33 protein-coding genes are annotated in these 24,414 nt (G+C 46.2%); all 33 read right to left on the reverse strand.

The features are described from left to right. Positions 1 to 12: 12 nt before the first annotated feature. Positions 13 to 828, reverse strand: coding sequence for an endolysin-like domain-containing protein (locus tag H8S44_RS05765; RefSeq protein ID WP_186871678.1), 816 nt, complete (start codon positions 826 to 828; stop codon positions 13 to 15). Then, the gene (locus H8S44_RS05770) at positions 825 to 1,160 is read right to left on the reverse strand and encodes a hypothetical protein (RefSeq protein ID WP_055062292.1); all 336 of its coding nucleotides are present in this window, start codon (positions 1,158 to 1,160) and stop codon (positions 825 to 827) included. Before H8S44_RS05770 ends, H8S44_RS05765 begins: the two co-directional genes overlap by 4 nt. Continuing rightward, positions 1,153 to 1,518 carry a hypothetical protein gene (locus H8S44_RS05775; RefSeq protein WP_069424292.1) on the reverse strand — a complete coding sequence of 122 codons (366 nt, stop codon included), beginning with the start codon at positions 1,516 to 1,518 and terminating at the stop codon, positions 1,153 to 1,155. The genes H8S44_RS05770 and H8S44_RS05775 overlap by 8 nt, the downstream gene beginning before the upstream one ends. Next, on the reverse strand, positions 1,515 to 1,883 hold the full coding sequence (locus H8S44_RS05780; protein WP_003506207.1) for a hypothetical protein: 369 nt from the start codon (positions 1,881 to 1,883) through the stop codon (positions 1,515 to 1,517). The genes H8S44_RS05775 and H8S44_RS05780 overlap by 4 nt, the downstream gene beginning before the upstream one ends. Positions 1,884 to 1,931: 48 nt before the next feature. Further along, on the reverse strand, positions 1,932 to 2,246 hold the full coding sequence (locus tag H8S44_RS05785; protein WP_186871679.1) for a hypothetical protein: 315 nt from the start codon (positions 2,244 to 2,246) through the stop codon (positions 1,932 to 1,934). Next, complete coding sequence (locus H8S44_RS05790; protein ID WP_227056834.1) at positions 2,236 to 2,415, reverse strand: hypothetical protein; 180 nt, start codon at positions 2,413 to 2,415, stop codon at positions 2,236 to 2,238. Before H8S44_RS05790 ends, H8S44_RS05785 begins: the two co-directional genes overlap by 11 nt. A 56-nt stretch (positions 2,416 to 2,471) precedes the next feature. Next, a complete protein-coding gene (locus H8S44_RS05795) occupies positions 2,472 to 2,624 on the reverse strand; it encodes an XkdX family protein (protein ID WP_081337312.1) in 153 nt (50 codons plus the stop codon). A gap of 1 nt (position 2,625) precedes the next feature. After that, positions 2,626 to 2,775, reverse strand: a complete 150-nt coding sequence (locus tag H8S44_RS05800) for a hypothetical protein (protein ID WP_004605279.1) — start codon at positions 2,773 to 2,775, stop codon at positions 2,626 to 2,628. A gap of 1 nt (position 2,776) precedes the next feature. Then, complete coding sequence (locus H8S44_RS05805) at positions 2,777 to 4,075, reverse strand: RNA-directed DNA polymerase (RefSeq protein ID WP_118492883.1); 1,299 nt, start codon at positions 4,073 to 4,075, stop codon at positions 2,777 to 2,779. Between the two features lie 457 nt (positions 4,076 to 4,532). Beyond that, the gene (locus H8S44_RS05810) at positions 4,533 to 5,771 is read right to left on the reverse strand and encodes a hypothetical protein (protein ID WP_186871680.1); all 1,239 of its coding nucleotides are present in this window, start codon (positions 5,769 to 5,771) and stop codon (positions 4,533 to 4,535) included. After that, positions 5,771 to 6,157: a hypothetical protein gene (locus tag H8S44_RS05815; RefSeq protein WP_003506196.1), complete on the reverse strand. Its 387-nt coding sequence runs from the start codon at positions 6,155 to 6,157 to the stop codon at positions 5,771 to 5,773. The genes H8S44_RS05810 and H8S44_RS05815 overlap by 1 nt, the downstream gene beginning before the upstream one ends. Positions 6,158 to 6,174: 17 nt before the next feature. Then, the gene (locus tag H8S44_RS05820) at positions 6,175 to 7,026 is read right to left on the reverse strand and encodes a BppU family phage baseplate upper protein (protein WP_055062297.1); all 852 of its coding nucleotides are present in this window, start codon (positions 7,024 to 7,026) and stop codon (positions 6,175 to 6,177) included. A gap of 4 nt (positions 7,027 to 7,030) precedes the next feature. Beyond that, entirely contained in the window at positions 7,031 to 8,041 is a 1,011-nt protein-coding gene (locus tag H8S44_RS05825) for a phage tail protein (protein ID WP_207724089.1), read from the reverse strand. An 11-nt stretch (positions 8,042 to 8,052) separates the two neighbouring features. After that, positions 8,053 to 8,760, reverse strand: coding sequence for a phage distal tail protein (locus H8S44_RS05830; RefSeq protein WP_055062298.1), 708 nt, complete (start codon positions 8,758 to 8,760; stop codon positions 8,053 to 8,055). 4 nt (positions 8,761 to 8,764) lie between these two features. Beyond that, positions 8,765 to 12,118 carry a phage tail tape measure protein gene (locus H8S44_RS05835; RefSeq protein WP_242880283.1) on the reverse strand — a complete coding sequence of 1,118 codons (3,354 nt, stop codon included), beginning with the start codon at positions 12,116 to 12,118 and terminating at the stop codon, positions 8,765 to 8,767. 20 nt (positions 12,119 to 12,138) lie between these two features. Beyond that, positions 12,139 to 12,663 (reverse strand): hypothetical protein, encoded by a 525-nt coding sequence (locus H8S44_RS05840; RefSeq protein WP_055062299.1) that lies wholly within the window; start codon positions 12,661 to 12,663, stop codon positions 12,139 to 12,141. Continuing rightward, entirely contained in the window at positions 12,660 to 12,995 is a 336-nt protein-coding gene (gene gpG / locus H8S44_RS05845; protein ID WP_055062300.1) for a phage tail assembly chaperone G, read from the reverse strand. The genes H8S44_RS05840 and gpG overlap by 4 nt, the downstream gene beginning before the upstream one ends. A 32-nt stretch (positions 12,996 to 13,027) precedes the next feature. Next, entirely contained in the window at positions 13,028 to 13,663 is a 636-nt protein-coding gene (locus H8S44_RS05850; protein ID WP_069424296.1) for a major tail protein, read from the reverse strand. After that, positions 13,660 to 14,028: a hypothetical protein gene (locus H8S44_RS05855; RefSeq protein WP_004605269.1), complete on the reverse strand. Its 369-nt coding sequence runs from the start codon at positions 14,026 to 14,028 to the stop codon at positions 13,660 to 13,662. The genes H8S44_RS05850 and H8S44_RS05855 overlap by 4 nt, the downstream gene beginning before the upstream one ends. A 5-nt stretch (positions 14,029 to 14,033) precedes the next feature. Next, positions 14,034 to 14,489, reverse strand: coding sequence for an HK97-gp10 family putative phage morphogenesis protein (locus H8S44_RS05860; protein WP_118382550.1), 456 nt, complete (start codon positions 14,487 to 14,489; stop codon positions 14,034 to 14,036). Between the two features lie 29 nt (positions 14,490 to 14,518). After that, positions 14,519 to 14,836, reverse strand: coding sequence for a phage head closure protein (locus H8S44_RS05865; protein WP_003506176.1), 318 nt, complete (start codon positions 14,834 to 14,836; stop codon positions 14,519 to 14,521). Next, positions 14,833 to 15,144 carry a head-tail connector protein gene (locus tag H8S44_RS05870; RefSeq protein ID WP_003506174.1) on the reverse strand — a complete coding sequence of 104 codons (312 nt, stop codon included), beginning with the start codon at positions 15,142 to 15,144 and terminating at the stop codon, positions 14,833 to 14,835. The genes H8S44_RS05865 and H8S44_RS05870 overlap by 4 nt, the downstream gene beginning before the upstream one ends. A 53-nt stretch (positions 15,145 to 15,197) precedes the next feature. Then, positions 15,198 to 16,565, reverse strand: a complete 1,368-nt coding sequence (locus H8S44_RS05875; protein ID WP_100932005.1) for a phage major capsid protein — start codon at positions 16,563 to 16,565, stop codon at positions 15,198 to 15,200. A gap of 19 nt (positions 16,566 to 16,584) precedes the next feature. Continuing rightward, on the reverse strand, positions 16,585 to 17,412 hold the full coding sequence (locus H8S44_RS05880; RefSeq protein ID WP_003506170.1) for a head maturation protease, ClpP-related: 828 nt from the start codon (positions 17,410 to 17,412) through the stop codon (positions 16,585 to 16,587). A 2-nt stretch (positions 17,413 to 17,414) separates the two neighbouring features. Beyond that, positions 17,415 to 18,845: a phage portal protein gene (locus H8S44_RS05885; protein WP_055062305.1), complete on the reverse strand. Its 1,431-nt coding sequence runs from the start codon at positions 18,843 to 18,845 to the stop codon at positions 17,415 to 17,417. Further along, positions 18,842 to 20,635: a terminase large subunit gene (locus H8S44_RS05890; protein ID WP_186871681.1), complete on the reverse strand. Its 1,794-nt coding sequence runs from the start codon at positions 20,633 to 20,635 to the stop codon at positions 18,842 to 18,844. Before H8S44_RS05890 ends, H8S44_RS05885 begins: the two co-directional genes overlap by 4 nt. Continuing rightward, entirely contained in the window at positions 20,636 to 21,178 is a 543-nt protein-coding gene (locus tag H8S44_RS05895) for a phage terminase small subunit P27 family (protein ID WP_003506163.1), read from the reverse strand. A gap of 64 nt (positions 21,179 to 21,242) precedes the next feature. Next, a complete protein-coding gene (locus tag H8S44_RS05900; RefSeq protein WP_003506161.1) occupies positions 21,243 to 21,851 on the reverse strand; it encodes a hypothetical protein in 609 nt (202 codons plus the stop codon). Between the two features lie 175 nt (positions 21,852 to 22,026). Next, a complete protein-coding gene (locus tag H8S44_RS05905; RefSeq protein WP_003506159.1) occupies positions 22,027 to 22,464 on the reverse strand; it encodes a hypothetical protein in 438 nt (145 codons plus the stop codon). 132 nt (positions 22,465 to 22,596) lie between these two features. Continuing rightward, on the reverse strand, positions 22,597 to 22,785 hold the full coding sequence (locus H8S44_RS16365; protein WP_243167490.1) for a hypothetical protein: 189 nt from the start codon (positions 22,783 to 22,785) through the stop codon (positions 22,597 to 22,599). Between the two features lie 20 nt (positions 22,786 to 22,805). Then, positions 22,806 to 23,237 carry a single-stranded DNA-binding protein gene (locus H8S44_RS05915; protein WP_003506157.1) on the reverse strand — a complete coding sequence of 144 codons (432 nt, stop codon included), beginning with the start codon at positions 23,235 to 23,237 and terminating at the stop codon, positions 22,806 to 22,808. Further along, positions 23,234 to 23,821, reverse strand: a complete 588-nt coding sequence (locus H8S44_RS05920) for a hypothetical protein (RefSeq protein WP_003506156.1) — start codon at positions 23,819 to 23,821, stop codon at positions 23,234 to 23,236. Before H8S44_RS05920 ends, H8S44_RS05915 begins: the two co-directional genes overlap by 4 nt. Next, a complete protein-coding gene (locus tag H8S44_RS05925; protein ID WP_330593417.1) occupies positions 23,818 to 24,393 on the reverse strand; it encodes a type II toxin-antitoxin system PemK/MazF family toxin in 576 nt (191 codons plus the stop codon). Before H8S44_RS05925 ends, H8S44_RS05920 begins: the two co-directional genes overlap by 4 nt. Positions 24,394 to 24,414: the final 21 nt, after the last annotated feature.

Below are 24,414 nucleotides of genomic sequence, written 5' to 3' on the forward strand. Positions count from 1 at the left end.
CGCCCTCCTCTGCTACTTTTTGAGATATTTGCTCGACGCAAATCCCACCACGTTTTTATATGCTACATACAACCACTTCGCTCCGGACACATCCGTGTAATATCCATAACACTGACACGTCTCTCCGCTCTGCATTGTCGTCAAGACTTTCTTGTCTTTTCCTGTTCCTGCTCCCGACCGTAGATTCAACGCTCCTGCTCCCGTTACCTTGTACGTTCCTGCAAGGCTCTTGTTGAACCCTTTTGCGGTCTCCAGTTTCACGTTGCTATTGATTGGAACTGTCTGCGATGCACCTCCTCCGGATGCCTTTGCTCCATTGGTGAGGTTCGTCGCCACATGAGCACCATCGTTCAACAGAATGTCGCCCTCAAGCAAATACGCATCTGATGTCAGATATTTTTTATCTTTCAGCACCTCGAATCCTGCTGCCTTGAGTGCTGCCCGCAGATTTCCGGTATAACATGCAGTGCTCACATTTTTCAGTTTCTCATTTTTCAGTCTATATCCTGCACCTTTTACGATTGCAGCAACACCGGACGAACAGTCAGCCTCGCACAGAACTGTGATTTGAGCAGGGTCGAAATTTGAATCCGCAAGGTTCGTCCAAAATGTTCCCCTGTGTGACTGACAATATCCGACCATATTGTTGACTGCTGCTGCCTTTGCCATCTGTGCAATGAGTTTTCTCGTTGCTGCATCCGGATGACGGAGAACGCATTTCCATGGTCTGTTATACCAGTTTATAATCTGCCACTCTGTTCCCGTCTGATCTCCGGCTTTTCCTCCGGAATATTTTCCTCTCTCGTCGTGTCCGCAATTTGAAATCATTTCTTTTCCTCCTTTTGTTTCTTATCTCCGGAATCATCTATCACTGACATAATGAATATAAAAGCCAGTATGAACGGAACTCCTATCCATATCACCGCCACCAATACCGACAAAATGAAAAATGTCAGTTTGACCATGATTCTGTCCTGTTTCGTTTCCTGTTCCTCGTAGTATTCCGGAAACAACTCTTTTTCCCGCTCCTCTTTTTCGGACTGCCTTTCAAGCATCCAAAAAATAACAAACGTCAAAACGAATGTAACTGCTGCCCCGATGATGTACACCGTCACCATCGTGCTCCAGTGCTGTGACATGAAAATCTCAATTTCACTCACTGCCCTCACCTGCCTCGTTCGCAATGAGTTTCTGCACCGCCTCATTGCTGTCAAGCATCGTTCTCATTTGCTCAAGAGCCTCGTCTACCATCATGCTGAACATGTCGAATGTGATGACCTTTGCAAGCCACTCAAACCTTGCCACAAACATGTCGTACACATACCGGAGTTTGAGTTTTCCTGTTCCTGCTCCCAGTTCCTTTTCTGCTTTTGTCACCGCATACAAGAGCCACTCTCTGACCTTGCTCAACTGCTTATCAGATGGCATTTTCACAAAAGAATAAATTGCGTACCCGATAGAGCCTCCCACTGCTGCTATTGCCACGATAACAAACCAATTTTCAACGATGAATTTCATCCCTGCACCTCCTCATTATTGTCTGCATTGATGTCATCCGGTTCGTTCTCGTGCTGTTTTCCTGTATCTTTTTTTGTAACCGTCTTTACTGACTTAATGAGTGCCATCGCACCGCCCTCCACTGACAGGAATCGAAATACATTCTCTGTCAATGTTGATGGTTCAGCACCCACTCTCACAAACACTATAATCGCCACAACTGTGTAGATAAATGCTGCAAGAATCATACAGATAACAACACGATTCATGAACTGACCGGAGACTTTGTTTTTCCGCTTTGCTGCCCGCTGTTCTATCCGGTACAATTTTCTTTTATGCCGGAAATACATGCGACGCTCTGCGTTCGTCATCCTGCTTTTGTTCACTTGTTGCCTCCTTTATGTGGTTGATTCTTGCCTGTTCCCGCCCTCCTGTTATTGGTCGGTCTTAATGTTCAAATTCATCCCGTCCAGTCTCTTGTGATACGATTTCAATGACTGCTCAACTATGAGAACCCTGTCGTGTAAATTCTGTACCTCTGCCCGTGTCTCTTTGTAGTCACGTTTGATGTCTTTGACATCGTCGGCAATGTTCTCCAGTTTTGTCATCATGAGTGTGTTCGCTGTCGCACGTTCCTCCGTCTCCTGCTCTGCATCCTTTTTGTCATTCCGCTTTTTATTGGAAATCCCGAAAAAGATTGCAAATGCGACGGAAATCCCGCTCAACAACAATGAGAGTTCAATCGTCACTCGGCTGCTCCTTTCCGAACGCTCCCACGTCGTCGGTGTCGCAGTATCGTCTCATGTGGTACTCAAGGACATCCAGTTTCCCGTCTGCCTCATTGACCATGTTCCGGAGTTCCTCTTTGACCCCCTCCTCCACTTTTGAGCGTTCAATCATTTCTTGCTGCTTTTTCACGATTCCGGACAACTCCTCCGTTATCTCGCACAACCGTGATATTATTTCAAGCGGTGTCATTTTACTTCACCACCGGAATATTTTTCTCCCGTGATGTATTCATATTCCTCCGCTGAAATACTTCCTTTTGTGACACGCTCTGCGATCTGTTCCTTGGTGAGAGTGCCTTTCTTGTACATTCTTTTCAGACTTTCGACAAGTATTTTCATATTAAATCAACCCCTCCTCAATCAACTGCTGTGTGTATTCGTCGATGACTGCATCTTTCTGAAACTGTGTCACGGATTCAACGATTCCTGTTGTGTTGGATGCAACAACCTCCTGCATGAGCGTCAATCTGTCATATTCCTCCCGTGACATCTCACGCTCCTCTCGCTGCCATCCGGTGATTTTCTTTCCGTCTGCATCCTCTTTCGTTGCTTTCTTGATATTGCGTCTCTGATATACCGTTGTCGGTGATGCTGTTGTGTCGAACTCCTCCGGCTGTTCTGCCTCCGTTCCGAACACTTCTCTCCATTCTTTCATGTTTTTCTCGCTCCTTTCTCTTTGAATGTTTGCTAACTATTTTCTTTAATTTCTTAACATTCACATAAGGCTTGACCCTTTGCAGGTACATGTCGTATGTGTCTGTATTGCTCAAGTAACCCATGTATGACAGAATTGCGGTCGCATCGTACCATGTGATTTTCTCTTTCTTTGCGACACGGTTGACTTTCCGTGTGCAACTCAACATGATGCTTTCCCGCAGAATCGTCTTGTCGTGATAGAACTGGAATCCCATGAAATCGAGTGGTCTCCCTTTTCTCTTTCCGGTCTTTTTCTCTGTGTAATCGAACCGGAACACCTGCCAGTTTCCTTTCATCTGCAAGTTGAACTTTTCTCTCAAGAATCTCTCAATCTCCTGCTGCATCCTGTGGAGTTCCTTTTTGTTCTTTCCGAACACCACCATATCATCCATATACCGGATATAATGCACCGCTTTCAACTGTTCTTTGATGAAATGGTCGAGAGGCTGCAACATGAAATTTGACAACCACTGCGATGTGTAAAACCCTAAAGGCAACCCGACCTCGCTCCCGTCAATTATCAGTTCGAGGATGTACAACATTCTCTCGTCTCTGATTTTCTTCTTGAGCCACGCTTTCAAGACATCATGGTCAACACTCTCGAAAAAGTGTCGAATATCCATCTTGAGAACATATTTGCAGTTCTTTTTGTCTCGCTGAATCCACCTCTCGATGTACTTTTTCCCATAATGAGCACCCCTGTTCGGAACGCTCCCGCACGAGAACTCATACATCCCTTTCATGAAAATGTCATAACACGCAGAGACGACAATGTGGTGAATCACCTGCTCATAATTGTATCGAGGTTTCTCAATCATTCTCACTTTTCTGCTCGTTCCCTCGTTGATGCAAACTTTCCCGTGTCTTGATGGTTTCCATGCCTTTTCCGGATGCGGTACGTCGTACCCCTCCGGTGCAGTGTTCTCAAGTTGCTCGACGACGTTCTTGACATGTCTCTGAATGTTGGTCGGCTCTAATATCACCGCAACGTCCGGACGTTCTGTTTTGCCCTTTGCTGCTTTATGAAATTTTTGCTCAACATTGCTATGTTCTAACATAGGCTTGTACAGGTTATTGACGGATTTCTTTCCCATCTTTCTTATCACCTCAAGGTCTTTCTGATATTCTTACTCGACCCTGCCTGCATCGGTATCATTTCCACTGGTTAGGTGTATTTCAACACCCTGCGGTGTAGGAAAAAGGTGTGCTTTTGGTTAAATGCTCCATAATTTGATAAGATTGGCTCGCCACGATGTTCGTGTTCACGTTCGTCGCAGGGTTGTTCACATTCCAGTACGACAAACCGCACTTCGACCCGTTGCCACGGTTGCCACCGAACAGGGCAAGGACGCACACCGATTCCCCTGTCATGTCAAGGTCATCTTTTTGTCATGTCGGAGATTCTATCACAATTTTTTCTGTTTGTGTCGGATGTGCCTCCCGTTTCCATCATCGTGGAAAATCCTTGTCATACCGGACACCTCGGAGGGTAAACCCTCCGAACCTCCCTTTTTATTGCGGGGGAGTATCTCCCCCGTTCCCCCTCGCTGCTTACGCAGCAGCAACAGGCGGTTTACAAGAAAGGCCCGCCACGATGTACGTGCCCACGTACGTCGCAGGGCTGTTCACAGCCCAGCCCGACAAACCGCACCTCGACCCGCCGCCACGGGGGCCACCGAACAGGGCAACTGCAACGATCGTATTGTTAAACCATAACCCATCACATTCGTATGTGGTCTCACTTCCGGATGCAACGGTCGGGATTCTTCCGATGTCGGATGCCATTTCCATTCTTGAACAGTAGCCTCCGGATGTTCCGGACGGTGTCAGTCCTGTGTTTGTGTACCCCGCACCTGTTGAGTTGTACGGAGGAACTGCTTTCACATGATAAACTCCGTTGATAAGCAGCAGACCTCTCAAACGTTTCCAGTAGTTCGCAAAGAAATTCTCGCAGTAAAATACTTTGACTGCCTGTGTGGTCGATGTATAACCGAAAAACTGTCCTTTTCCGTTGAGTGTTCCGGTCTGCAAGAAATTGTCGGACTGACTGTTTCCATTTCCAAACTTGCCCTGTGAGTTGGTGCTGCATGTAATCATCGTACACATTTCATACATGAGGTTGATTTCAGAAAATGACTGTTTATCCCATCTGTCACCGTTCTGCTTTGCTGCGGTCGTCTCCTGCTCGTCTGTCATGGACGCTGTCGGTGTGAGACCGGAGAGCGAACGCATCCTGCTGTTGACAACCGAACCCTCGTACATCGGGAAATATGTCACGGGCAGGACATTTCCGTCTGCGTCGGTGTGTGCGTATGCTTTGTATGTGTCATCGTACTGCTCCTCACAGAACACAACAAAATGATAATTGTTCTGTGTCCATCTCTTGACCCAAATCAGAGGAATCTCGGACATTGCATTTCCACCGTATGATGTTTTTGTGATGTCCGATGCTCCTCCGTTCAGCTTGAGAGCATGGTTTTCATGATTCAGTTCATAGTCAACCGTTCCGTCAGTTCTTACCATGACCGGACGGTTTTTCTTTACGAACCAAATATCTCCCCAGTCTCCATAATCGAACCCGCCTCCTGCGAAATTCATTCCTGCGGGTGTCATTCCAACCGCATCATAAAGATATTTGACACGGGTTGCCGGATTGCTGTCGAGGAGGTTGATTCTCATTCCGTATCTTTTCGGTTTTGCTTTTGCGTCCTCGATAATTTTCTTTGTGTTGGAAAGAATCTCCTGCGACGTGGATTCTTTCGCCATGAATATTCTGTCACCTGCTGCCATTATTCACTTGCCTCCTTTGTGATTTCCTCAAAATACAACGTACCGTTTGAGATACCCATTCGATACTTGATTTGTGTCGCATCGTCCTCCAGTTCGACAGTCGTTGCCAGTGCTTTCATTTCTGCAAGCAACTCCGTTCCCTTTTTGACCATGTCGTCATAGTACGTTTTTGCATCTTTGTCCATTCCGGTCTTGATTTCTCTGACCTCCTCGATGTCAAATGCGACAGGGAGGCTCATGAACTCGGTCGAACCGTTACCGATTCGGATGATTCTGTGACCGCTTGTCGTGGTTTCGAGACCCAGTTCTCCATCATCGAGAACCCTCTTGCTCTCCGTCCACTCTGCGGTCGTTCCCTTTTTCAGAGTGATTGTTGCTGTTGCCATTCTTTTTCACCTCTTTCTCAAATTGTGTGTGACGTTCCTGCGATATACTTGTCATAATCGGTCGTGAACGGTGTTCCTCCCTTGACAAGCAGGAGGTCGGTTGATTTTGGTGTTCCTCCATCCACATTGATGTTGATGTCCGTCTCAAGTTCTCTGATGCGTTCATAATAGTCTTTGACTGCTGCCAGTATCGCATCAAGACCGGACTGACTGATGATGATTTTGTTTGCCTCCTCGGTCGCTGTCAGACATTTCTTTGTCTGCTCGATTGCTGCCTCCATCGCCTCGACACATTTTGCAATCGCCTTTGCGGTGTCATCCTCTCTCCGGCTCTCTTTGATTTCTCTTGCCTTTTCAGCAGCCTCTCTCAACCGCTCCTGTGCCTGTCTGACCGCCTCTGCTGCATCAATGGTGTTCTGTGTGTCCTGTGCGATTTGCAGAGCCTCTCTCGCTGCTGCAATGGTGTTCTCCAGTCTTGTATATTCTCCGGAGTGAATGATTTCCGATTCATCCCGCTGTGACGGAAAAATCTCCATCTCAAACGTCGCACTCGTCAGCAATGCACCATTTTGATACAACTGCACCTCACATAATGCTGTTCCGTGAACCTGCAACATGCCTCTTGTGAGAGGAATGAGAGCCTCATTTCCGGACTTTTCTCCATCGTTGTGAACGTGTGTCTTGTCCGGTTTGGTCATGTTGATAATGACCTCCACATTGTCCGGTATCTCATACACGACACCGTCCTCCATGAGCGTCACTCCGATGTACCGTGTTCCCATATCCATCTGTTTCGCTGCAACTGCAAAATGCTGTGTGTCTCCATACAAATCCACTTTGATGTGTCTAATGATTTCCAATTTTCTCACCTCCTCATGACAATTCTTGCTCGGTTCTCTGAACCTCCTCGAATGACAGTCTTGTGTTTGCCAGTTCGACCTTGTTCTTTTCTTTCGTCAACGGGTATTCATAGAATTTCACAATCCTGTGGCTCTCACGGATTCCCGTTGACTTGGAGATCAGCAGCACCGTGTCTCCCAGTGCTATACTGAACACCTCTTTGTACTGTTCTTTTTTCTCCTCGTCCTGCACTGCCTCAACAAGATTGATGATTTCTGCTGTGTACGACCTGTATGGTTTGGAAAGTTCGTCCAGTTTCGCCTCCGCATCCTCTTTCAGTGATTCCGCATCCGTGTATCTTTCATCTTTCCACGTCATCGTTTTCACTTTCTTTGAATACTGGTGATTCTCAACATAATTTTTCCCGTCGATATTCAGCATCAATCCATCTTTCCCTATCGGAATGAGCCTTGTTGCAAAGTCGTATGAGTTTGACTGTACCTGCAACCGCTTGAGATTCAGACGTTCAATGAAATATGCTCCTCTGTCCTCTCCGTATTTCTCATATACCGAAATTCCCTTGTTCAGAGAATCGAACACCATCTCGCATCTATACGTTGTGATTGCCTGTTGAGCGACATCCCATGCAGAACAGTTCTGTTCTATCCGGATTGTTCTCTTTTTGGAAACATCGCACCGGATGACTTTCCATCCAGTTCCGTCGATTGCCTCTGTCAGACATTCATCGACCGTCTTTTCCACAGTCTCAAATCCCTGCGGATATTGTTTGCCCTCCAGTTCCTCGACGTTCAATGTTCCGGTGCATTTGTACCATTCCCCGCTCGGCTCGACCTGCTTGATAACAAATTCGTCCGTGTCGGTTCTGATATATCCCTCCTCTTTGATGTCCGCTGCATACCTGTTTGTCTTTCGGAACTCGAATGTGATTTCCTTATCTCCGGTCTTGAGAGTGCTTGTGATGCACGTTTCTTTTATTCCGGATAAAATACACACCTTTTCGTGTGAATCATTGTACAAATCCATCTGACCGCCTCCTATAACCACATAGGTTTATACTGCAATGTGACAAGTGCGTTATTGTCAGAGAAAATGAGATGATGTTCCTTTTCCTGCCCTGTTGTGAGATACGGAAATTCCATCAATGACACATCCTTGAACTTGTTCTCTCCGTCCATCGTTGCGAATCCTGTTTCTCCGTCAATGATGACGGTTGCTCCTCTCGGAATCGTGTCGATAATAATTTCACCGCAGGAAAGACCGTTGATTCTTAACTGCTCAATGTACTCCGTTGCTGTGATTGTCAGTCTGCACGGTGTCGCCCTGTTTCCCTGTGCCTCAAATATTGCCTCATACGCTCCCTGCCAGTTCAAACTCACTTCGTCGCTGAACCAGTACCCCGTGAATTTGAACTCTGCTGTGTACCGTGTTTTCGTTATTGTCTTGCTCAACGAGTTCCCCGTCATATATGCCTTAAAATGGCGACTGTACCCGTCCAGTGTAAGGACAACACCTTTCTGCAACTCTGCATTGAAATCACTGACATGTTTTTGAACCTCGTCTCTGTCTTTTCCTCTGAACAGGACTGTCACTGTCAGTCCGGACAATGGTGTGTATGTTTCGGATTCCGACGGTATCAATGCCCCGTCGAACATCTCCACCGTCACCCCCGTCTGTGGAGGCTCGAAATCAACTGTCAACTGCTTTGCATCGAATGACCGAATGTCTATGCTGTCAATTTTCATGTCCTCACCTCCGTTTTTTTGTTGCTATTGCAAGATTATCACTGACCTTTTCGGTCGTTCTGCTTGCCACTTCGTCTCCGTCAATATAGTTGTGAACCTCGATAAAAGCGTTCACATTCTGATTGATCGCTTTCAGCTTTCGGTCAAGCATTGAGTTCAATTCTGTGTAGAACTCTGCAAGTGGCAAAATTGCCTCTGCTCCTGCCTCTCCTCCGACCATGAGCCTCGTTCCATTCATTCCGAACACTGTCGGACTTGTCATGATTCCTCCTGTTTTGTACCATTCAACACCGAATGACGGTACAGATGGAGGGTTCAGACTGAACGAACCGGATATACTAAAATGTGGCATTTTCAAATGTGGCAATGACCACTCAAAATTGAAAAATCCCTTGATTCTGTCGATAGCATTTGAGACCGCTGTCTTTGCGGATTCCATCTTTTCGCTGAATTTTGCTCGTATGCTCTCCATGACTGAACCGACCGTTGAAAGAGCACCGTTCAATTTTGTCGAGAAAGATGACTTGATGCTGTCGAGTTTTCCACCTGTCAACGTGTTCGCTGTGGACATGAGTGAGTTCATCGTGTCCTTGATGCCTGTGAATGTAGCCGACACAATTCCTTTCATGCCCCCGCCTTTTTCGTTATAGGCAGATTTCATATTTTCCAGTTTTGTGGAAACATTGGTCTTTGCGGTCTCCATGAGATTTGTCGCCGTGTCCTTGATGTTTGTAAACCTCGTTGACCATCCCTGTTTTACGCTCTCGACCTTGTTTGTAAAATCGTTCTTGAGTGACAGGAGTTTGTTGCTCGCATCTGTGTTCCACTGCTGCATCGTCGTTGAAATCGTCGATTTCATGTGAGACCATCCGGTTGACACATAGGACTGTATTCCGGAAATCTTCGTCGTGAAATCGGTTCTGATTTCCGTCAGTTTATTTGATGCGTTTGTTTTCCACTCGGTCATCTTGGATGTGACCGTCGTTTTCATATTCTCCCAACCCTCGGAGACTTTCGTCTTGATTTCCGATGTCTTTTCGGAGAATTTTGTCTTGATTTCTGTCAGTTTTCCTCCCGACAGATTATCAACGAACGTGAATCCGGCTGTGTAATAGCCTTTGATTCCCTCCCATCCTGCTGCAACTACTCCTTTAATACCGCCCCCGCTTTCCTCATAGGCGGTTTTCATGTTCCCCAGTTTCTCCTTTGCGGTGTCAACTGCTGCCCCCATGAACTTTGTGACAGTATTTTTCACCGCTGAAAACGTCTTTGTCGCTGCTTGTCCGACTGCACTATTCGCAACCGAATCTTTTATCTCGTTCACCTTATTCGTGACCGCCTCTTTTGCTTTCGAGAACGCTCCCGTTATGGTTTCCTTGATTGCGTTGAATTTCTCCTTGACGTTACTCCACAACTCGGATAATTTTTCTTTGACCTTATCCCAGTTTTTATATAAAGCGATTCCTGCTGCGATCAGTCCTGCAATCAGTGTCACAATTAAAATAATCGGACACAGATTCATGACTGCATTGAGGGCGGTCTGTGCCACCGTCATTCCTCCAGTCACTCCGGTCGCTGTCGCTGTTGCTGCGGTATGTGCTGCCTCCGCTGCTGCCCCTGCTGTGTCTGCTGCTGTTCCTGCTGCGGTTGCTGCTGTCTTGGCTGTTATCTTTGCGATGATTCCTCCGACAAACGATGCAAACTGTTGACCTGTTTTCACCGTCGTCGATATTCCCTGTGCTACTTTTCCGAATCCGATTGCTAAAGGACCCACCGCAGCCACCACAAGACCGACCTTGATGATTGTCTGCTGTTGCCCCTCGTCAAGAGAGGTGAACCACTTTGTCAGTTCTTGAATCTTTGTCGTCACCTTTTCGATGACTGGTGCTGCTGCGGTCTGTGCTGTTGTCGCCAGTGTTGACAATGCCAGTTTTGCATTGTTCATCGCTATTGTTGCATTATCAATCGGGTCGAGTGTTCCGTTGTATGTGTCCTCGACCGTCGTTCCATATTCTGACATTGAGGATGACAGGCTTGTGAGGTCAATTCTGTTCTCTCGGATTGCTGTCGCCATTTCCGCAGCACCCTTTTTCCCGAACAGTTCTGTCGCAATCTGTAAAGCCTCTGTGTCCGTCTTTGCGTTCTTAATGCTGCCGATTGTCTCCTCCAGTGCGACATCCATTGACTTTCCCTCGGCTGTTGCGTTCTGCAATGCCTTTTTCAGTCCTGCCAGTGCTGTCGTAGAATCAACACCGTTCGCATCGAATTGAGCCATCAAATTGATTGCTTGTGGTAATGACAACCCCATCTCTTTGAACGCTGAATTGTTATCCAGTACATAACTTTCGAGTTTGTCAACGGAAATTCCTGTCTCCTGTGCTTTTGATGTCAGCAATCCCAACAGATTCCCCGTCTGTGATGTGTCTATGTTCCACGCTTTCATGATTTTGTCCACTTGGTCAACAGACTGTGTCACATTCGTTCCGTTTATGCTCGAAAACTGAATGAATTGCGTTGACAGGCTCTCCAGTTCCTCTCCTGTCGAATGAAATCTCGTGTTTACTTCACCGATAGCCTCTCCGACCGTTGACATGTCCTCCGGCATACTTCCGAAAACATTGTCCGCAGATGCGGTCAATCCCTCCAGTGCCTCTCCGGTTGCTCCGGTCTTTGTCACTATCGTGTCATATCCCTCGTCGAGTTCCTTGAACGCTGCGATTGATGCTGCTCCTATTGCAGCAATTCCCGCAGAAACGACGGACATTTTCTTTCCGAAACTCTCCATCTTTTGTCCTGCTTTGTCACAACCGCTTGCAAATTCATTCAGTTTATGATTTTTCAGTTCCTTGTTTACTTTTTCGAGTTCAGATTCCATCTCGACGAGTGATGCTTTTGATGCGTTCGTCTTTGTGGTCTGATTTGCAAGAGCAGTCTCCGTCTTTCCTATTGCTGTCTCGTTTGCCTTAAATTCCTGCTCCAGTTTGTCGAGTTCCTCTTTCAGTGCCTTTGACTGCTCTGAATTTGCTCCGGTCGCCTTTGTTGAATCCTCATAGGCTTTCTTTGCTGCCTCGACCTTTGTTTTCAATTCCTCCTGCTTTGTCTTTTGGTCTGAAAGTTTCTGTGTGAGTTTTGCTTGTTGCTCACTGTTTAATTGAACGATATTCTTTTGCAGAGTGATTTTTTGAGTGAGGCTCTCGGCTTTCGCCTTGAGTTGGTCTGCTGCCGAACCGAACGCTTTTGCTTGCGTCTGTGCCAGTTTGAACTCACTGGATAACACTTTCATCTGTGACGCAGCGGATTTCATTTGTGACTGATAATCAGACGAATTTGCTGAAATCTTCACGCTTGTATGTGCCATCGGTTCTCCTCCTCTCTGTGTTATGTGTTCTCGTTCACCGTTTCAAGTTCAAATTTCAGATATTTCAGCAGTTCAATGATATTTTCTTTCATGCACTGCCCGTATGATTCCCGCATGAGCCGAATCGCAATTTTTGTCACACGGTCAACGATTTCTCCGCATATCTTCCATGTGTTCTGTTCTTCCTGCTCCTCGTCCTCATACCCATTCTCACGGTCATATTCGTCGAACGCAGATGTCTCTCTTTCGATTGGCTCTGTCTCGACAATGTTCAGCAACGCATCGGAAACAATATCCTGCATGATGAAATGAATCCCCTTTGATGCTGTCAGAAATTCAATGACATCCACCTCACCCAGTTCATCGAGAGACATCCTGTTTCCGAATATCTCTTGAATAATTCTTTTGTTGAAAAACAGTGCATCCGTTATTTTGTCCGAACCGTTTTTCTCCATGAGTGCAGCATATTTCTTGTACTGCTCAACCGTTATGTTATTGATGAATACTTTTCCTGTGCTGCAAGTGATTGTTATTTCCGGAATCACTTGCCACTCTGAAAATTTTTCATCATCTTGTCCATTCTCTTGTTCATTTCCTCTGCGATTCCCATGTCAATCATGTTGAACTCGATGACGATTCCTGCTGCATCCAGTCCGCTCTCTGCGTCCTTTAACTCGTCAACCGTGAACTGATTTCCGTATGCTTTGCAGATGAACAACATCATCGCCTCAATTTCCTGTCGTGAGTATCTTTTTGACGCTCTCTCGGATGTCGCAGCGTCAATCTGTTCTGCAAGTTCGAGATATTCCATGTATGTGTCCGCAGACATTTTCTCCATTTTGAACTCTTTATGATTCACGATAATTTTTCTATTCATTGAATTATCCTCCTGTTATATCCTCTCTTGTTTTACGCTGCTGCGTCCGGTGCTTCCTGCACTTTTGAGAACCAGTCTTTGATTGCTGTTGCTGCATCCGTGTCCTCTGCTACAAGGTTGGATTCATCAACAGATACCTCATACAGATTGTCGATGCTACGCTCGTAGAAACTGCCCTTGATGCTCTTGGTTGTAGGTGACAGTTTTCCCTCTTTAGTGCTTGCCTCCTCGCTGATACCCTCTGCAAACTTTCCGACATAAAGCCACTTGAACTCATATTTTCCGTTGAGTTTTCTTTCTCTCCATCCGACAGCGACCTCCGGTGCTCTGTCGTCAGATGACTTTCTCAAGAATCCTTTCTCGTACAACTGCCCGAACAGAATCACTCTGTCCTGCGGTGCAAGAGCATTGATCTCCAGTTCGACATCTGTTCCCTCGTATGAGGTGATGACCTCCTCGGTGTTATCGTCGGAGTAGATTTTCTCACTTGTCCACTTTTCATCAATTTTCGCTTTGATTGCCCTTGCTAATTTCACCGGAGTTCCGGCTGTGTATGCTGTTGCAGTATTGCTCTGCACCAGTGCGATGTAGAAATCTTTCAGACCGCAAGTTCTACTCCTTACAATCTTCTGTGTGGTTTCATTTACCTGTGTTACTGTTTCGCTCATGATTTTTCCTCGCTTTCATAATATTTTGTGAATCGCTGTGCTTTCATATAGATTCCATCCTCCGGTTTTGAATCGTCTCCGTTTCTCCCCTCGAATGAGAACCCATTCTCTTTCATGAGAGACTTGATTTCCCTTGCCAGTTCCACCTCGTCCTCCTTTGAGAAAATGGTGACTTGCAAGGAAAGTGTCACTCCCTCCGCATCATCATCCGAAAAATTATCATCGGTTTCGCCCAAATCCCACAATGTCACATGACATTTGTTGAGGTCTTTGTCATACCACCCCTGCATCACGGTGATTCCTCTGTCCTCTATCGGCTTGAGTGCGTCTGATGCGTCTTTTATGATGTCCGGACTGCTGTCCATGCTTATCACCCCACTGTCCTGTCTAAATACGCTTGATATTCCTGTTCTGCTATCTTTTGCAGTTCTGCATCTGCCTCCCTGCCTGTTGCATATATGAACTCTTGTGGCGGTCTGTAAATCGTTCCCCAGTTAATAAAACGGACGTAGAAATGACCGCCCTCGTCCTGTGTGTTCTTTTCCCATCCGACATCTGCTGTCGCTCCCGTACCGTTCACCTTTACTTTCCCGATAGGGATTTCATCTGCTGCATGTGCGGACACTGATGATTTTGAACCGAACCCTCGCCCACTTTTTTTGATGTCCTTTGACTTTGGGATTTTTCCGGACATGATTCTCTGTACAACTGGTTCTCCTTTTTCAGCGATCGTTTTATTCACCTGTGCAATATCTTCATCCGATGCAGCACTTTCAAACGCTTTTACCAGTTCCTCCAGTCCTTTGAACTCAATGTCAATTTTCATGTCCTCACCTCCGTGTCAGAATGTGACACCTATGCAACCGCACGACATTTCACAAGCACCCATCCGTTATCTGTGAACATCGGTGATGCGTCATAGATGTCGAATCGTGTTCCGTCATACTCTGCATAGAACTCTTTCATTTTCTTTCTGACCTCTTTCATCCGCTTGCAATTCCGAACCTTGAAAACAATGGTGTTCTCAAGACCTGCTTGCAGTGCTGTGTATTTCTCATTTGTTCCCAAACTCTGAACATCGCACCAACACTCATAAAACACCTCTGTGGTCGGTTCTTTCCTGCCCTCCTTGATTTCTGTGGTCACTCTGATTATTTTCACCCGTCCGGTCATTCACTGCTCCCTCCATACTTTTCATTGAGTAGCATGGTTGAGACCGCATTTGTGAGTTGCTGTGTACCGTTCTGATACTTCTCCCTGTGGTCATACAATTCCTTGACGAAAGAATATACAAGCAATCTCTGACGGGCGGTCAAATTGTATGGGTCGAAATTCGGAATCAGTTCCATCAATTCCTCTGATGCAATCGCCTCAACCATAGTCTCGACAATGTCCTTGTCGTCGTCATAGTCGATGTGATTGTATTTCATGCAGTCCTCAACCAGTTTGTCTCTATACTCTTTCTTTTCCTCGTCCGTCATTTCATTCACCTGCTTTCAATCACAGGGCGGGTGTTCCCGCCCTGCTGCATTTCTTATCCCTGCACAACTTCCGTGATGTTGCCTTTGATGATTGCTCCATCATCAACAGGCTGCACGTCGAAACGGTCACGAACCTTGATTCCGGTCATGTCTTTCTCCCACAAACCTGCTGCCTTGTCGTTCATGTCGATTGTGATGACATTTCTGTCAAATAATGTGATAGCCTCTTTTAAGTCGCCCATATACACAGGATGCTTGTATGCGGACACCTTTGCATCGACTGTCGTTTCCTGCTCCTGTCCTTTGCAAGTTACAACATACTTTCCTTTCACGACTTTCCATGCTGTTACGTCGGACGTTGCTGATGCGTCGATTGCTGTGGTTGTTCCGTCGATTGCTAATTTGCTACCGGAGATTGTGAACGCAGGTGAGTACACTGGTTCAGATTTCACAGTCCTGTTTGACACCTTGACAATCGGATATTTACCGAACAACATCATCTGTGTCGGCTGTGTAGGATTCGGCTGCAAAATGTACTTTCCATCCTTATCCTTTAACTTGTCGAGGTAGTTGTACCCGTTCTGATTTGCGATGACCATTGCTCCGGTTGTGATAGCAGGGTCGAGACCCACGTTGAACACGTCCTTGAGGCTGTCGATTGTGGAAATCACAACCTCTTTTCCCTTTGTCATCTCGTCCGCAACCTTGAGAATCATCGCATTTCTTGTCGCCTTTGTTTTCTTGGCAATCCATTTGTTGATGTATGCCATGACATTGGCTGCGGTGTCCTCAAACAGTTCTGCGGTGATTTTTAAGATGCCACCTTTTTTCTTGATTGCATACACAATCTTTTTGAACTTCGGCTCATCCATGTCGGGGAAATCCGCCTCCTCGTCCACATTGTCGAACGGAGTGGAATCTGCATCGACCTCAATGTTTCGAGAACCGCTCTTTGTGGTCACTCCCTCCACATTGACATACTGCTCCAGATTATCCTCTGAACGTCTTAACTCGATGATGTCTGTTCTGATGTCCTCCGGAACGGTGACACCGATTCCCATTTCATCATCGTCTCCCTTTGTGGTGTCTGTGCTTAACGCATCCTTGTACACCTTGACATCTCCCTCGTCCGGTTCTCTCTTTAAGAATCCGCATTTGACGATATTGACGAACGCTTTCACGAGGTTTTTCTTGTCTGCTTTTGCCCCGATGGTCTTTGCTGTTCCCGTCGCCACCTTGTCCTCGATCTCCTCATGTTCCTCCTCGTCCAAATCGAACAGGAGGTCAAACTTTTCCTGTAACTCTTTGAGTTCCTCTTTTGCTGCCTTTGCCTTGTCGAGTTTTCCATCGTTCACAAGGCTCTTGACCTCATTCTTTTTGTCGTTGATTGCTTTCAACAGTTTCTGCATTTCCTTGTTCATGAATCATGTCCTCTCTTTCTTAAATTCCATACATGTCGAGGTCTGCAAGAATATCCTGCTTTTCTGCCTCGATTCTCTGTTTCTCTGCCTCTGCTGCTGCATTGTTCCTGTTCTCCAGTTCCGCAAGCACCGCATCGACAATGTCCTTTGTGGCTGTTCCTTTGATGCTCTCCGGAACATGGTTGTATTTTTCAAAATAATCTGATGCACACGCTGCGACTGCTGCCTTTTCATCAATCAAAACGTCGAAATACTCTGCCAGTTCTGCACCGCTGAACCACTTTTCTTTCGCCATGAAAGACTTGATTTTGTCTCTCGTCACACCCTCTTTCAAGTGTTCCTCGTAAACGTCTAGAATTGAATCCTCGCATAAATCAAGTTGTTTGATGACCTCTTTGAAATCGTCTGCGTTGCCCCATGCCATACATAAAGGCTTGTGAATCATCGCCTGTGCTCCTGTCGCAAAATGCAGTTCATCACATGCGAACATGATGACAGATGCGATTGACGCAGCCATTCCATCAACATATCCGACTTTGTGTCCGGAGTATCGTTTCAACTGGTTATAGATTGCCAGTCCTGCGAATACATCACCGCCACCGGAATTGAAATAGATGTCGATGTCCTCATACCCATCCAACTGGTTGAGGAAATCTGCGATGTCCTGCGGGCATCTGTCCTCCTCGAACCACATGGATTCCCATGTTGCTGATACAATGTCACCGTAGAAATACAAGGAACATCTGCTCTGTTCCTCGTCCTGTTCCAAATCCAAATAGCCGACATTTTCAACTTTTCCGCTGCGTTTATTCTTTTTTGTGAAATCAAAACGTCTTTTCTTTGCCATGATTATTCACCTCCCTCCTGTTCTTCCTCGTCCTCTGCCTCGTCGGTTTCGTCCGGTTGTCCTGTTGTGTCCGGCTGCTCTGTGTCCGGCTCTGTTTCTTCCTCCGGTTGCTCCGGTTTTTCGGTCTCCTCTTGCTCGATTTGACCTTTCTGATATGCTGCTCCTGCCATTGTCAGCGGAACGATGCTGCCATTTGCAAGTAAAGTGTCGCCACCCTCTCCATCGGGGAGGTCAAGTTTGCGTCGTGCCTCATTCGGTTTCATGATTGAGCCACTGACACCGTTTTTCAGGTATTCCATTTGTGTCTTTGAATCTGTCCGGAAAAGAACTTTTTCATTGTATTTGTAATAAAAACCGTCATCCTGTTCCTCGTCCGTCAGCATTTTATAGTTGATTTCTTCCTCATACTGCTTGATGACGAACAGTTCTGTATCAACGTAAAAAGACAACTGCTGCAACTCACTGTTTGCATAGGACGACTTTGAATAGTCGTTGATTTGATTCGGTTTCACACCGAACGCTGCTGCGATCTGCAATGCAGTGTATTTTTTCAATTCAAAGAACTGTGAATCTGACAATTTGATGTCGAGTGGTGTCAGTTTCATCCCTAACGGTACGGGAATGATTTTCCCTGTGTTCCTCGCTCCGCTGCCAAAATCCTCGAACGACTTCACAAGTGCCTCTTTCGCTTTATCATTCAACTCTCCCGTATATTCAAGCGTCGCTTTTGCTGTCAGTCCGCTCTCATATAGGCTGTTCATATATCTCTGTGACGCTGATGCTCCGGAAATCGTGTCACGGAGAATCTGCTGAACTGGTAAACCTGTCACACCGTCAAAACTGAATGATGTTTTGAAGTGCATGACCTCACTCGTGTCAAATACATACTGACTTCCGGATGTCGGGTCTGTGTAGACATACCACAAGCGTCCTTTTCCTGCGAATATGCCTGCATCATCCACAACAATCTGAACACAATTCGACTGCATCACCCACAGGTCAAGAATTTTGACCTCTCCTCCGTATTTCTTCCGGATGAATTTCTTTCTCATGTACACATAAGCGTTCCCGTAGTGATTGCGGTTGATTTCCACTGTGTTCCAAAATACCGTCGGTGTCATGAACGGGTTCGGTCTCTTGGTCAGCAGTCTCGACGTGTCCGTCTGTTCTGCCTCAATGATTCCTTTGTCCGTTCTCTGATAATATTTGATAGGCATTTTCGCAAGAGTTTCCGACAGCATCTTGAGACATGTGAAATATGTCACCTCTGATGTTGTCTTTCTCCTCCTGCTTAAACCCATGCTCTCAAGGAATGACGGTGAGTTGAGCGTCATCACCCCGCCTGTCAGTTCCGTTGAATCACTGACCTCCGGTGCAGTTTCACCTTTCCACCAGTTCATCAAACTGTTTGCTATTTTTCTAAATGGGTTCATTCTTTCTCACCGCCTTTCCCCATGTATTTCTCATACATTTCAAGCCATTCATTCACAACCTCATTTGTGTCCGGCTTGTACTCCTCTTTCATTGCTGCTTTCCATGCGTCGATGATTGCGTCAATCGGGTCGATTCTGTCCTCGTCGAGTGCCTTGTCGATTTTGATTTCACCGTAACTGTTCGAGATAGTCTTTGCGTTTGCAATCGACCACGTCAGCAGTTCATCGAACGGAACAACCTTGCCTTTTCCGACTTCTGTTCCCTCAATCACGACGTTTCCTGCTTTTATCTCCAGTCTGAAATCAACTGTTGCGTCATTGAGTTCCTTTGCTGTCTGTGTAATTGCCACAGAATCGAATCCCAGTGCCTCAAGGTCTGACAGGAACGCAGATGCGTTGTGTGGGTCATAACACACAAGTTGAGGTTTCAAATCATTCTGTTTGATTAAATCCTCAAGGTACTTGATGATGTACTTGTAATCCGTCTTTATTCCTCCCAGTGTCTCCGTGACTGTCACGAGACCTTTTGAAATCCATACATCATACGGAACTTTGTCCGTCTTGATATGCTCGTCCACTCTGCTCGCAGGTATGAATGAGTGAGTATGCACAAAATACTTTTTCGCACCGTCAACCATGTACGGGATGACGATTGCGATGGATGTCAAGTCGCCTCCGGACGACAGGTCAACTCCGACATAACATTTTGAGCCTCTGAAATCCTTGAGCGTTCGCAATGCTGCACATCGTTTCCAGTCTTTAATGTCCTTGATGTACAATGCGTTTGACCACTGCATCCACATGTTTAACTGCTTAACGAGGAAATCTCGCAAATCTTCCCCGCCCATATCACGGGCAGTGTTCGCAATCGGAACGAGATTCTCCAGTGCATCCTCGTCATATTCGAGAATCGGGTTTGCTTTTATCCAGTTCTCCTTTTTGTATAGGTCATCCGCTGTGTCCAACTGTGCTATATACACGAACTGACTGTCGTTCTCAAACACACCTTTCAGCAGATTGCAGCAATACTCATATAACTTGTAGCAAGGTGATTTCAAATCGAACCCCGCTGTCGTTATGACGGAGATCAGTGCGGATTTTAATTTCTTGATACCTCCCTCAAGCAGTTTGTACATCTGATTTGTCTTGTGAGCGTGGTATTCGTCAACGATTCCCAAATATGCACGGTGTCCGTCCAGTGACTTTGTATCTCCGGATAATGCCTTGATTTCCGAATGTGTACAGAGACAATCTATCGTGTGATTATGCTCATGCACCTTGAACCACTCCGACAAATCCTCGTCGGAATTGATGAATTTTACAATTTCATCAAAAACAATGTTCGCTTGGTCTTGTTTTGTCGCAGTACAAAAGATTTTTCCGTATTTGTACCCGTCAAAATTGCCATAGTAACACGCTAAAATTCCGTTGATGAACGATTTTCCGTTCTGTCTGCCTAACTGCACATAGGACGTTCTGAACCGTCTGTGACCCTTTTCTTTCGTCCTCCACCCGTTCAATGACCCCAAAATGAAACACTGGAACGGGTACGCTGTCACATTCTCCTGTTCGTCACCCTCTGCGATCGTTAATTCTTCCGCAAAATTGATGATTTCCTCGGACTTTTCAACGTCGAAATAGAATCTGTATGGTGCTGCTTTTGCTTTTTCAAGGTCGTCAAGATGCCTTTGACATGCCAGTTTGACATATTCACCTGCAACGATGACACCTGCAACGACATCAAGAGCGTATTGTGTGCAACGGTCGGTCACTGTTGCCCCTGCTGCCATTTATGAACTCGCATACTTGGCGAATTTGTTCTCCGGTTTTGTTTCCTTTGCTTTCGGAACTACCAACCGACACCGACTGCTGACCGTCATTCCGAAATCCGATGCCCCCTGCCGACATTGTTTCATGCAGCGGTCTTGTATAATCATGAGACGCTCCCTCTCACCGTTCACAACCTCCCGTGTTCCGACCTGTACACGTTCCTGTTCTCCTGTGTCCGGATTCTCTCGCATCTCATAGACCGGAACATCGACCATCAACGGAGTTTCTCTGATTTTGTCCGTTATCTCGATGTATTGGTCTTGTGCAATCAGTAATCTCGCCAGTGCATCACAATCCACGTTCGCAATGAGTTTGATTGCAAGCAGTTCTTTTGACAATTTCCGGAATTTCTTCTTTTGTTCCGGTGTCAAATATGCCGGAGGCTTGACTTTGTCGTTTGGGGCGACCACCTCTGCATTTTTTCTCGCCTCAATCTCTGCTTTTGTGAGGTGTTTTTTCCCTTTCATGACCACCAAATCGGTCGGTTGTCTCTGTCCTGCCATGCAGCATCAACCCCCTTTCCGTCCAGTGTTCACGAGTTTCGTGTCACATTCTGACACCTTTTCGTCACTCCCCTGTGTCTTGATTTTCTCGTGGGGAGTTTTCTCCAAAGAAAAGAGGGGGTGCGACTAAGAAACGGTCACATAAAACTTTTTCATATCCCCCTGCCTCTTTGAAATGGTAATCAATCAGCGACCTCAACTGTGTCTGTGTTGCTTTCATGCTTGCATTGCTCTGTTTATATAGTGCTGTGATTGTGTTGTGTGTCCGATGGCTCAAGGGTATCAAGTTCAATGGGTTCAACCTCTGCTCCCAGTCCTCCTCAAGTTCTATGATGTGGTGGATGGGGTCTGAATCTTTCAGTGTTATCAACTGGTGTTCAACATACAGAGCATATATATCCACATACTCATACACACTCATGATGACAGGTCTCAACTCCCGCCATTCCTTTGACAGATAGAACTCTGCTGCTCGTGGGTCTCTGCGTGTATTGTTATATGTCACATGCCTTGACTGCTGCCTTGCCTCGCACTGCTCGCACATGGTCAATGCCTGTGGGATAAGGCGACCGCATCCCTTACATGCTTTCAATAACACACTGCTCACTCCTCTCTGTCCATCGGTCTCCTGCTGCCTCTCATGTCTTTCAAGAGGCGGGCATACATCGCACATGATAGTGTCCTGCTGCCCGCATATAACAGGAGGGCAAACAGGCAAGAAAAAAGCGACTGCATCTCTGCAATCGCTCACTCAACTGTTCACGTTATCATATTAGCACGTTTATATTTGCTTTTGTTCACCCACTTTTTACCCCCGAAATCACCCTCATTTCACCCCGTTTTCACTCTCATTTCACTCCGATTTTGTCATTTTCGATTGCTTTTGCACCGAATAATTTGATTGAGAGACGTTCTGTCATTGATCTGCACCACTTTTTCGGTGAGTTCTTTCCGCATCCTGTCTCCCTCACAATATCCTCGTATGACTTGCCCTTGATATATACTGCCTCAAGTGCGTCGTACTTGTACCCCTCACCTGCTGCCTCTGCATCCTCTTTCAGCGATGCAAGAGCCTTTTTCATGTGCTCGAACAGAATGACCGTCTCTGCCTTGCACTCTCTGATGGACTGGAGGAACGCTTTCTCTGCCGAAATGTTATATCTTGATACATCGTCAATCTGTGATACTTCCGAAATTGCATCCTTGATATATCGCTCTATTTCCCGATAATTCTCAAGATATACCTGTGTTTTCTGAATTGCTGTCATTTCTTTTTCTGTCTCCACGTCGTTTTCCTCCTTTTGACCTTTTCAGAGGCAATCCATGATATTTCCTCCAATTATTCGACTTTTCCTGCCTCCTCAGTCTGTATATGCTCTCAAATGCGGTCAATGCCTCTTTTGCACTGATTCCCACTTTCAAAAGAGCATCTTGCAGGTTTTCTCCTCCTGCTGCCTTGATTTTCTCCGGATGCTCCGGAGATTCCGTCTTTTCAAGACCGTTGCTGCCTCTGCTGCCTGTTCGATGATTTCAGACACCTCTTTCTCTGTCTTTCCCGCTGCCCGCAGTTTTGAAATGACGTTTTTCACCTTTTCCACGAATCCCATGTCTCCATCCTCCTCCGCACCTAATTGAAAGGGAGTTCTTCGTCGATTCCGTCCGGAATATTCATAAAACCGTCACCTGCGTCCGAATACCCTCCGTTGTTCCCGTCCTGCTGCCCTGCTGCTTTCTTACTCTCTGCAAATTCCTGTTCCTCGACAATCACGTCCGTGGTATAGACCTTTTGACCGTCTCTGTTCGTATATGACCCCGTCTGAATCCGTCCAGTGACAACCACTTTCGTTCCCTGCTTGAGATATTTTTCTGCGAACTCTCCATCTCGTCCAAACGCAACGCAGGAAATGAAATCCGCTGACTGCTGCCCGTCTTTTGCTCCTCTGCGGTCAACCGCAAGTGTATATCGTGCGATTGCCATTTCCTCCTGTGAATTATTTCTCGGTGAATATCTGACATTCGGGTCTCTCGTGAGACGACCCATCAAAATGACCTTGTTCATCCGTTTTCCCTCTCTTTCTGCAAAATATACTCATTCTGTGCTTTCTGCAATTCCGTGATGCCCTTTTTGAACTGTGCATCATCTCCATTCATGCAGATTTCAAACAATTCCTCATATCTGTCAATATTCTCGGTGATGAACGCTGCCTCTGTCTTTGAGCGTCTCTGCGTGAGGAACATTCCTTTGATTGTCTCTCTCATGGTCTCGCAGTTCTGTCTCTCCTCCTCCGTTTCCGGAGGAGTTTCTTTCAGCATCTTATCGACAACCCTGTCCACCGCATCCGCAATCTGTTCTTTCCATCCGGATGACGCTTTTTCATCAATGAGTTGTGACTGGATGTCCTCGAACGATGCTCCCGCTGCTGCTCCCGTGATTCTGATGTCCTTTTTCCCTTTTGCTGCAATCAGAATCAAATCATCGTCATACGCTGCCATGTAATAGTCGAATTTTGCATTGAAATTCTCTTTCGGATTGATGATGACCTCCGGTTCACTGCTGCCCTCTGTCTGAATCATTACACCGATATATTTCTGACCCGTTCCCTTTGCCTCGATGAATAATGCTTTTAATTGCCCTTTTTTCACTTTCCTGTTCCTCCATTCAGCATCCTCTCGAATAACTGCTCATATAATGCCTTGTATGTGTCACGCTCCGTCTCAAGCCTCACAACAATCTCCGATGTCTCTCCTGCTGCCTCCTGTGGCTTTTCGGTTTTCTTTTCTTCTAACGACTGCTGCATCGCTTGAATTTTGTTGCGATAGTATTCAATTTCCTCCTGCTGTTTCTGAATCGTCTCATTGTACTGCTTTGATGTCTTTCCTCCACCGCTCAACTGTAAGGAAATCATGAGAGCGATGTCGATGTTTTTCATTTCCTGCTCTGATACCTGCCCGATGTAGTTATTCACACGGTCGGTCGATACTGACGATACCTGTTCACACAATACTGTGGATAATCGTCCGGTACTGCGGACGGTCACATGTGTCGGGAGGTCTGTTTTCGGTTGCGTCGTCATATACACAACCTCAATCACTCCGGAGTGCTTGTTGTTCTCGTCATTGCTGACTACAACTGCGGGTCTGTCCGCAAATTGTTCACTCCCGTTCGTCGCCCCCCCCTCGTGCGATATAGAATATCTCTCCTCGTCTGATGTTATCCATTGCCTTTTTCCTCCTTA

The organism is Anaerosacchariphilus hominis (genome assembly GCF_014290175.1).
GTDB classification, from domain to species: Bacteria; Bacillota; Clostridia; order Lachnospirales; family Lachnospiraceae; genus Laedolimicola; species Laedolimicola hominis.